The sequence below is a fragment of the Streptomyces fuscigenes genome, assembly GCF_021556455.1.
In the GTDB taxonomy this organism is placed as follows: domain Bacteria; phylum Actinomycetota; class Actinomycetes; order Streptomycetales; family Streptomycetaceae; genus Streptomyces; species Streptomyces fuscigenes.
Genome location: NZ_JAKGCV010000217.1, coordinates 1 through 9,167, shown reverse-complemented (window position 1 = coordinate 9,167; position 9,167 = coordinate 1). Strand labels below are relative to the sequence as shown.

Below are 9,167 nucleotides of genomic sequence, written 5' to 3'. Positions count from 1 at the left end.
GGACAGGCCCAGCAGGAGCGCGCAGCCCGCGGCGGCGCCGGTCGCGCCCCAGGTGCCGTGCGGGTGCACGCCGGGCGCGAGGGACGTGGCGCGGCCGAAGCGCGCCGCGACCTCGTAGCCCGCGAGCAGGGCGCGCGCGGTCGCCGGGCCGCTCGCCCCGAGCGTCGCGGCCAGCGCCAGCACGGCGGGGAACGTGTGCCCGGCGGGATGGCCCTTCGCGTACTTGCCGCCCTCGTCGAGTTCGCAGCACACCAGCGCGGTCGCGTTCAGGTACGCGGCCGTGTCGGTGTGGGCGAGGAAGCCCCCGCCGAGCACCGGCGCGTCGCCCGGGGGCCGGGGCCAGGCGGCCCTGATGCGGCGCTGCCCGTCGGTGCGCGCCCCGGCCAGCGTCACGGCGAGCGTGTCCAGCAGGACGAGCGACAGGCGCTCGCGCACCGGGGCGGGAACGTCGTTCCCGTCGAGGCCGTGGGCCCAGCGCGCCAGGGCGTCCGTGCCCCGCGCCGCCGCTTCCCGGCGTCCGGTCGGGTCCACCTCCACGGTGTCCACCTCCCTCCAAGCTGTTCCATTCAGCGGAACGCTTTGATAATTCGATGATTCCAGCGGTGTCCGAGAATCGTCAATACCCCCCGGCGAAACCCTGGTAGCTCCGACATTTCCCGCGAGATTTACCGCGGATGAACCCTTGACCCGGCCGGAATGCGGTGCTTCTCTGATGTTCCATTGAGCGGTACGAACAATCCGAGCATGGTCACCCGCCCCCCGAGGAGGCAGGCGAGAATGGGCCCATGACGACTCAACCCGGAACCGGAACCGAGACCGCAGGCCGCGTGATCGACGTCCTCCTGCTGTTCACCGACGGACCCGACGAACTCGGTGTCTCCCGGATCGCCCGCGAACTCGGCCTGAGCAAGGCCGTCGTGCACCGCATCCTGCAGACCCTCGTCGGCCGCGGCATGGTGGCGCTCGACTCCGAGACCCGCCTGTACCGGCTCGGCCCCAGTGCCGCCGCACTCGGCGCCCGCGCCCTGCGGGAGTTCGATCTGCGGGCGGTCGCCGGGAACACGCTGCGCCGCCTCCAGCTGGAGACCGGCGAGACGGTGACGCTCACCGCGCTCGTGCCCGGCGGCCGCGCCTACGTCGACCAGATCGTCAGCACGCACGAGGTGAAGATGACCGTGGAACTGGGCCGCAGGTTCCCGCTGCACGCGGGCAGTTCCGGCAAGTGCTGCCTCGCCTTCCTACCGGAGGCGCGCCGCGAGGAGATCCTCGCCGCGGCGCTGCCCGCCCTCACCGACTCCACGCCCACCGACGCGGCGGCGCTGCGCGCCGAGCTGGCCGCCGTCCGCCGCGACGGCTACGCGAGTTCGCACGGCGAGCGGCAGTCCGACGCCGGCTCCGTCGCCTCACCGCTGTTCGGCCTGGACGGCGACGTCCGCGGCTCGGTGTCCGTCTGCGGCCCGCGCTCCCGCTTCACCCCCGCCTTCGTCCACGACTGCGCCCCCCGCGTCGTGGAGGCGGCGCGCGACATCTCCGCCGCGCTCGGCTGGACCGGCGGGACGCCCGCCGGACGGCACGGCGAGACCGCCGCCGCCCACGCGACCACGAAAGGACCCGGCTCCCCATGAGCGACACCGACACCAGCGACACGAGCGCCGCGCGGCCGGCGGGCCCCGCCTCCGCCGCGCTCGACGGCATCAGGGTGCTGGACATCGCCACCCTCTTCGCGGGCCCACTGGCCGCCACGCTGCTGGGCGACTTCGGCGCCGACGTCACCAAGGTCGAGCACCCCAAGGGCGACCCGGTGCGCAGCCACGGCGCGAGCAAGGACGGCGTGGGGCTGTGGTGGAAGATGCTCGCGCGCAACAAGAAGGCCATCACCCTCTACCTCGGCAGCCCCGAGGGCCAGGACATCTTCCGCCGCATGGTCGCCGACGCCGACGTCGTCGTCGAGAACTTCCGGCCGGGCACGCTGGAGCGCTGGGGCCTGGGCTACGAGGAGCTCAGCGCGATCAACCCCCGCCTCGTGCTGGCCCGCGTCACCGGCTTCGGCCAGCTCGGCCCGTACGCGAAGCGGCCCGGCTTCGGCACCCTCGCCGAGGCCATGAGCGGCTTCGCCGCCATCACCGGCGAGCCCGACGGGCCGCCCACGCTCCCGCCCTTCGGCCTCGCCGACGGGGTCTCGGCGCTGACCGCGGCCTTCGGCATCATGACCGCCCTGCACGCCCGTGAGCGCACCGGGCGCGGCCAGGTCCTCGACCTCGCCATCATCGAGCCGATGATCACCCTGCTCGGCCCGCAGGCGATCATGTACGACCAGCTCGGCGAGCTCCAGCCGCGCACCGGCAACCGCTCGGCGAACAACGCGCCGCGCAACACCTACCGCACCAAGGACGGCAGTTGGGTCGCCGTCTCCACCAGCGCCCAGTCCATCGCCGAGCGGGTGATGCGCCTGGTGGGGCGCCCCGAGTACGTGGACGAGCCGTGGTTCGCCTCCGGCGCCGAGCGGGCGAAGCACGCCGACGAGCTCGACGCGGCCGTCGGCGGCTGGATCGCCCGGCGCACCCGGGCCGAGGTCACCGAGGCCTTCGAGGAGGCGCAGGCGGCCGTCGCGCCGATCTACGACATGGGCGACATCTTCCAGGACCCGCAGTTCCGGGCGCTGGAGACCATCACGACCGTCGAGGACGAGGAACTCGGGCCCGTGCGCTTCCAGAACGTGCCCTTCCGGCTCAGCGACACCCCCGGCGCCGTCCGCTGGTCCGGCCCGCGCAAGGGCCGCGACACCGCCGAGGTGCTGGGCGCCTACGGCGTCGACGCGGACGCGCTCGCCGGCCTCGCCGAGCGGGGGGTCGTGTGAACACCCCCGCACCCGGGGCGCCCTCGCCCGCGGCCCCGGCAGCCGCAGCGGTACGGTCCTGGCTCTACGTCCCCGCCGTCCGGCCCGACCTGCTGGAGAAGGCCATGCGGGGCGACGCGGACGCCGTCGTGCTGGACCTGGAGGACGCCGTACCGGGCGGGCGCAAGGGGGAGGCACGCGCCGCGGCCGCCGAGGCGGTGCGCGCGACGTGGCCCAAGCCGCTGTGGGTCCGCGTCAACGACGTCCGCGGGGCGCACGGCGCCGCCGACCTGGCGGCCCTGGCCGGCGCCCCGGTCGACGGGCTGCGGCTGCCGAAGTGCGAGAGCCCCGAACAGATCGACGCGGCACTGCGGCTGGTCGACGCCCCGCTGCACCTGCTGTTCGAGACCGCCCTCGGCGTGGAGCGGGCCTACGAACTCGCCACCGCGGCGCCGCGCGTGGCGCTCCTCTCGCTCGGCGAGGCGGACCTCCGGGCGGATCTGCGGATCAGGGCGGACGGCGCCCTCGACTGGTCGAGGGCGCGGATCGTCGCCGCCGCGCGCGCCGCCGGACTGCCCGGGCCGGTGGCCAGCGTGTGGACCGACGTCGCCGACCCGGACGGGCTCGCCGCGAGCACCGAACGCGCCCGCGACCACGGCTTCTTCGGCCGCTCCGTCGTCCACCCGCGCCAGATCGGTCCCGTCAACGCGGCCTTCACCCCGGCCCCGGACGAGATCGCCGGGGCGCGCCGCCTGGTCGAGTCGCTGCGCGAGGCCGCGGACGCGGGCAGCGCGGCGTGGCTCGACGACCGCGGACGCCTGATCGACCCGGCCGTGGTGGCCCAGGCCCGCTGGATCCTCGACCGCACCGGCTGACCGCGGCCGGGCCGCGTGCCCGCTCTCTCCCGCCCCGCCCTCCCCCCCCCGCCCCGCCCGCGCGCCGTGCGCGGCCGCCGGGCCCGTACCCCGTACCCCGCCGCGCCGCACCCCGGTGCCGCCGCACCCCCACCAGATCCGAGCCAAGGCAGGCCATGAGCTCACTTCCGCGTACCCCCGAAGTCCGGCAGACCGCCAACCCGCTGCTCGCCGCGCTGCCCGCCGACCCCCGCGTCGTCGAGCTCGGCCAGCCGCTGTTCACCGGGATGCCGTGCTCGCCCAACCACCCCGGCTTCCGCATGACCCTGGCCCGCCGGCACGGCGACATGGTGCGCCCCGACGGCGGCTCGGCGTCCAACGAGGTCATCGTCACCGGCGGCCACGTCGGCACCCACATCGACGCGCTCTCACACGTCAGCCACAACGGCAGGCTGCACGGCGGGGTGGACGCCGCCGAGGCCCAGTCCGGCGGCGCGTTCAGCGAGCACGGCGCCGAGCTGACCCCCGCCATGGTCACGCGCGGCGTGCTGCTCGACGTGGCCGCCGCGCACGGCACCGGCACCCTGCCCGGCGGATACGGGGTGAGCGCCGCGGACCTGGAGCGCGCCGCCGAGGAGGGCGGCGCGGAGCCGCGCCCGGGCGACGTCGCGCTCGTACGCACCGGCTGGGCCCGCCACTTCGACGACCCCGTCGCCTACCTCGGCAAGGAGTCCGGCGTGCCGGGCATCACCGAGGACGCGGGGCGCTGGCTGGCGGAGCGCGGCGTACGGGCCGTGGGCTGCGACACCACCGCGTGCGAGCAGATCCCCGCCGGCGCCGGCCACAGCGTGCTGCCGGTGCACCGCCTGCTGCTGGTCGAACACGGCATCTACATCATGGAGCACCTCGCCCTGGAGGACCTGGCGGCCGTCGGCCAGCACGAGTTCCTGTTCCTCGTGGCGCCGCTGCGGATCGTCGGCGGCACCGGCTCCCCGATCCGCCCCGTGGCGGTGGTGGCCTGATGCCCGCGTCCACCCGCAACGACGGCGCGCCCGCGCCCACGCCCGCCCAGCACCTCGCCCGCTTCGCGGTCGCCGTACGCGGCGGCACGCTCCGCCCCGACCTCGCCGAGAAGACCACCGGCCACCTGCTCGACCTCCTCGGCAACAGCCTCGCCGCGCTCGGCGAGCGGCCCGGCGCGGCCGTCCGCGAACTCGTCGCCGAGTGGGGCGGGGCGCCCGTGGCGAGCGCGATCGGCTCGCCCGTGCGGCTGCCCGCGCCGTCCGCCGCGCTCGTCAACGGCACCCTCGCGCACAGCCTCGACTTCGACGACACGCACCTGCCGTCGGTGCTGCACCCGTCGTCGCCCGTGCTGCCCGCCGCGCTCGCCACCGCGGAGGCCGTCGGCGCGTCCGGCGCCGCACTGCTCGCCGCGTCCGCCGTCGGCGTCGAGGTGGCCTGCCGGCTCGGCATGGCGCAGTACGACGCCGAACTCGGCAACTCCGTCTTCTTCGACCGGGGGCTGCACGCCACCGCCATCTGCGGCGCGATCGGCGCGGCCGTCGCCGCCGCCATGCTGCGCGGCCTCGACGAGGACGGCATCTGCCACGCGATCGGCATCGCCGCCAGCATGGGCTCCGGCATCATCGAGGCGAACCGCACCGGCGGCACCGTCAAGCGCGTGCACTGCGGCTGGGCCGCGCATGCCGGGGTGATCGCCGCCGAACTGGCCCGGCTCGGGCTGACCGGGCCGCCGACCGTGCTGGAGGGCCGGTTCGGCTTCTTCCAGGCGTTCTGCGGCGACCGCTTCGACCCGGAACTCGTCGCCGCCGCCGTCACCGACGGGCTCGGCGAACGCTGGGAGCTGTCCCGGCTGTTCGTCAAGCCGTACCCGTGCAACCACTTCACCCACGCGGGCGTCGACGCGGCCATGCGGCTGCGCCGCCGGGGCGTCGACCCCGCGCGCGTCACCGCGCTCACCCTCGGCGTACCCGCCCCGGTGCTGCGCACCATCGCCGAGCCGGCCGCCGAGAAGGCGCGCCCGCGCTCCGGCTACCACGCGGCGTTCAGCGGCCCCTACACCGTGGCCGCCGGGCTCCTCGCCGACCCCGCGGCGCCCGGCGCCGGACTCGGCGTGTTCCACAAGGACTTCACCGACGAGGCGGCGGCCGATCCCGCACGCCTCGACCTCGCGGCGCGCGTGACCTGCGTCGCCGACGAGGAGTGCACGGCCACGTTCCCGCACCAGTTCCCCGCGGTGCTCACCGCGGAACTGGACGACGGGACGACCCTGACCGAACGGGTCATGGTCAACAGGGGGAGCCCCGAAGACCCTCTGGACGCGGACGAACTCACCGCCAAGTTCCTCGCCAACGCCCTCGGCGCCGGCGCGGACGCGGCCGTCAAGGAGCTCGCGGACGAGGTCTGGAAGATCGGCAGCGCTCAGGACACCGCCGGGCTGGCCCGGGCGCTGTCCGCGGTGGTGACCGGCACATGACGCACCACAGCCTTCCCATCCCACCCGTGTGAGGTGAACCCATGAGCACCACGAGCACCGTGCGCTCCGCGAGTACCAGGCGGTCCGGCGTGCGCTGGCTGACGCTGGGCCTGATCGTCGCCCTCATCGTCATCAACTACATCGACAGGAGCGCGGTCAGCTACGCCGTCGGGCCGCTCACCAAGGCCTTCGGCATCAGCAAGTCCGAGTACGGGTACGTCAGCAGCGCCTTCTCCATCGGCTACATGGTCTTCGCGTTCCTCGCGGGCCCCCTGGTCGACCGGTACGGCGCGCGGCGCATCCTGCTGATCGGCGTGGCCATCTGGTCGGTGGTCACCGCCGTCACTCCCGTGTCCGGCACGTTCGCCGGGCTGTTCGCGGCGCGCGTGGTGCTCGGCGCCGGCGAGGGCCCCGGCTTCCCCGCCGCGACCCGTACCGTCAGCCGCTGGCTGCCGCAGCACGAGCGCGGCCGGGCGCTCGCCATGGTCGGCGGCGTCGCCGTCGCCGGATCGCTCCTGATCGGCGGTCCGGTCGTGACCCAGCTGATCGCGGGCGTCGGCTGGCGCGGCATGTTCTGGGTGCTCGCCGGGCTCGGCGCGCTCTGGTTCGTGGTGGCGTGGGCGCTCCTGCGCAACACTCCGGACGACCACCAGAAGGTCTCGCCGGCCGAGCGGGCGCACATCGCGGACGGGCAGCGCGAGGAGGAGCGCTCCGCGCGGGTGCGCGTCCACTGGCGCCCGGTGCTCACCAGCCGCAACCTGTGGATCATCGCCGTCGGCTACTTCGCGTGGGGCTTCATGTTCTGGGGCTTCATGTACTGGCTGCCGGACTACCTGTCCTCGCAGTACCACCTGAGCATCACCGCGGTGGGCCTGTTCACGGTCGCGCCCTGGGCGGCCGGCGTCGTCGGCGCGCTCGCCGGCGGCCTCGTCACCGACAGGGTCTTCGCCCGCACGGGCAGCCCGCGCACCCGCTTCACCATCATGGGCGTCGCGCTGCTGCTGTCCGGCGCCGCGCTCGTCCCGATCTTCACCTCCCCTTCCCTGACGGTGTCGGTCACCTTCATCTCGATCGGCGTCGGGCTCGGCTTCGTCACCGGCGGCATCTGGTGGGTCGCGGCGATCGACGCCGTGCCCTCGCAGCCGGGGGTCGCGGCGGGCTTCGCCGACGCGGCGTTCGCCTCGTCCGGCATCGTCGCCCCGTCCGTGATGGGCTTCATCGTCAGCTCCACGGGCAGCTTCTCCAGCGGCTTCGTGGTGATGACGGCCCTGGCCGTGATCGGCGCGGGCTCGCTGCTGATCCTGCCGAAGCGGGAGCGGCGCGGCGAGCGCCGGCCCGGCGACCGCCCGGCCGGCCTGGTCGCCGACACGCGCTGACCTCATACGCCCGTGGTGTCCGTCCCGCGCGGGACGGACACCACGGGCCGTACGGGCGGGGCGCCTCAGGTCAGCGCCGCCGCCACCAGGGCGGCCGCCCGGGCCACGACCTCGTTGTCCGTCGGCCCGTCGACCGTGTGCTGCGTGGACAGCACCGACAGCACCAGCGGCGCGCCGCCGGGCGCCTGGACGACACCGACGTCGTTGGCCACGCCGTACGCGTCGCCGCCCCCGGTCTTGTCCGCGAGGAACCAGTCAGCGGGAAGCCCCGCCCGGAACCGCTGCCCGTCGGTGGTGTTCGCGGCCAGCCAGCGGGTGAGCAGCCGGCGGTCCCCGCGCGCGAGCACGTCGCCCAGCAGCAGCCGCCCGTACGTCGTCCCCACGGCGCGCGGGCTGGTGGTGTCGGTGGCACGCCAGGGTTCCGCCGAGTTCAGGTCGGGCTCCCACCGGTCGAGCCGCGTCCTGGTGTCGCCGACCGAGCGGCAGAACCGGGTGACGGCGCCCGGACCGCCCAGCGCGCGCAGCAGGAGGTTGCCGGCCGCGTTGTCGCTGTCCTCGACGGCCGCGGCGCACAACTCGGCGTAGGTCATGCCGTTCGCGAGGTTCTCCGGCCTGCCGGTGACCGGCCCGTAGCCGGAGTCGGTGACGAACTTGTCCGTGTAGCGCACCCGCCGGGCCAGGAACGTCCCGTCGCGGTCGAGGTCGCGCAGTACGGCCGCCGCGGCGAGCGTCTTGAACACCGAGCACATCGCGAAGCGCTCGTCCGCGCGGTGGGCGACGGCCGCGCCGGTGCGCGCGTTGCGGGCGAACACCCCGAGGCGCACCCCGTGTCGGCGTTCGAGGTCCCGCAGCTCACGGAGTACCGCGGCGCCGCCGGAGTCCCCGGGAGGGGACGAACGGACCGGGGCCGGCGCGGCGGCGTACGCCGTGCCGCGGCCGGCGGCCAGCCCCGCGGCGAGGACCGCGCCGGCCGTGAGCGACAGCACGGCGCGGCGCGGGGGAGCGGCGGAGGAGGCGGAAGAGGCCGAGGGGTCCACGGAGTCTGAAGAGTCCGGAGAGACCGGAGCGGCCAGATGGGCGAGCGAGGCGGGAGAGGTGCGAGAGGCTTCCGAATTCAACTGTCTCGTGTTCCTTTCGGGCAACGGGCCGTGCGTCTGCGACGGTTCGGCCGGACGGTGCGATCGCCTGCCCGGAGTCAACCCCCGGGCCCGCGCCCCTGTCGAATATGCTCTCACCGCAACGCTCATTCGCAGGGCGAATCACCGCACGTGGGAGGGGTCTTGCTGACCGAACGCCACCTGGAGATCTTTGTCGCGCTCGCCGACGAGGGGCACTTCGGGAGCGCGGCCCGGCGCGTCGGGATCACCCAGCCCCCGCTGTCGCAGGGACTGCGCCGCCTCGAAGCGCTCCTCGGCGTGCGGCTCTTCGACCGGGGCAGGGAAGTGGTCCTCACCGACGAGGGCGAGCGGCTGCTGCCGCACGCGCGGACGGCGCTCGCCGCGATGGCCCGGCTGCGCGACGCCGGGGCGCGCGAGCAGGCCGAGGGGCCCAGGGTCAGGCTCGGCGTCGCCCCCGAGGTGCCGGCGAGGCTCGCGGCGGGCCTG

At 75.1% G+C, this 9,167-nt stretch carries 9 protein-coding genes; 7 read left to right on the top strand and 2 right to left on the bottom strand.

Going from position 1 to position 9,167, the window contains the following annotated elements; all coding sequences use genetic code 11:
• The coding region (locus L1885_RS17655) for an MmgE/PrpD family protein (protein ID WP_235798092.1) at positions 1-546 on the bottom strand (546 nt) is incomplete at its 3' end.
• A 239-nt stretch (positions 547-785) separates the two neighbouring features.
• Here L1885_RS17655 and L1885_RS17650 point away from each other — a divergent pair.
• The 6 genes from L1885_RS17650 to L1885_RS17625 all read left to right on the top strand — a co-directional run bounded on the left by L1885_RS17650 (position 786) and on the right by L1885_RS17625 (position 7,563).
• The gene (locus L1885_RS17650; protein WP_235798091.1) at positions 786-1,625 is read left to right on the top strand and encodes an IclR family transcriptional regulator; all 840 of its coding nucleotides are present in this window, start codon (positions 786-788) and stop codon (positions 1,623-1,625) included.
• The gene (locus L1885_RS17645; protein WP_235798090.1) at positions 1,622-2,857 is read left to right on the top strand and encodes a CaiB/BaiF CoA transferase family protein; all 1,236 of its coding nucleotides are present in this window, start codon (positions 1,622-1,624) and stop codon (positions 2,855-2,857) included. The genes L1885_RS17650 and L1885_RS17645 overlap by 4 nt, the downstream gene beginning before the upstream one ends.
• Positions 2,854-3,711 carry an HpcH/HpaI aldolase/citrate lyase family protein gene (locus L1885_RS17640; protein WP_308117342.1) on the top strand — a complete coding sequence of 286 codons (858 nt, stop codon included), beginning with the start codon at positions 2,854-2,856 and terminating at the stop codon, positions 3,709-3,711. The genes L1885_RS17645 and L1885_RS17640 overlap by 4 nt, the downstream gene beginning before the upstream one ends.
• Before the next feature lie 155 nt (positions 3,712-3,866).
• Entirely contained in the window at positions 3,867-4,712 is an 846-nt protein-coding gene (locus L1885_RS17635; RefSeq protein WP_235798089.1) for a cyclase family protein, read from the top strand.
• A complete protein-coding gene (locus tag L1885_RS17630; RefSeq protein ID WP_235798088.1) occupies positions 4,712-6,187 on the top strand; it encodes an MmgE/PrpD family protein in 1,476 nt (491 codons plus the stop codon). Before L1885_RS17635 ends, L1885_RS17630 begins: the two co-directional genes overlap by 1 nt.
• 41 nt (positions 6,188-6,228) lie before the next feature.
• Positions 6,229-7,563: an MFS transporter gene (locus L1885_RS17625; RefSeq protein WP_235798087.1), complete on the top strand. Its 1,335-nt coding sequence runs from the start codon at positions 6,229-6,231 to the stop codon at positions 7,561-7,563.
• 65 nt (positions 7,564-7,628) lie between these two features.
• Here the strand turns inward: L1885_RS17625 and bla are convergent, their stop codons facing one another.
• On the bottom strand, positions 7,629-8,600 hold the full coding sequence (gene bla / locus L1885_RS17620; protein WP_235798086.1) for a class A beta-lactamase: 972 nt from the start codon (positions 8,598-8,600) through the stop codon (positions 7,629-7,631).
• A gap of 243 nt (positions 8,601-8,843) precedes the next feature.
• Here bla and L1885_RS17615 point away from each other — a divergent pair.
• A partial coding sequence (locus L1885_RS17615; protein WP_235798085.1) for a LysR family transcriptional regulator occupies positions 8,844-9,167 on the top strand: 324 nt, incomplete at its 3' end.

What these genes read in the sequence shown, in the direction of transcription:
- L1885_RS17635 (WP_235798089.1), top strand. Translation starts at nt 3,867, where the DNA reads ATGAGCTCACTTCCGCGTACCCCCGAAGTCCGGCAGACCGCCAACCCG.
- L1885_RS17630 (WP_235798088.1), top strand. Translation starts at nt 4,712, where the DNA reads ATGCCCGCGTCCACCCGCAACGACGGCGCGCCCGCGCCCACGCCCGCC.
- L1885_RS17645 (WP_235798090.1), top strand. Translation starts at nt 1,622, where the DNA reads ATGAGCGACACCGACACCAGCGACACGAGCGCCGCGCGGCCGGCGGGC.
- L1885_RS17625 (WP_235798087.1), top strand. Translation starts at nt 6,229, where the DNA reads ATGAGCACCACGAGCACCGTGCGCTCCGCGAGTACCAGGCGGTCCGGC.
- L1885_RS17650 (WP_235798091.1), top strand. Translation starts at nt 786, where the DNA reads ATGACGACTCAACCCGGAACCGGAACCGAGACCGCAGGCCGCGTGATC.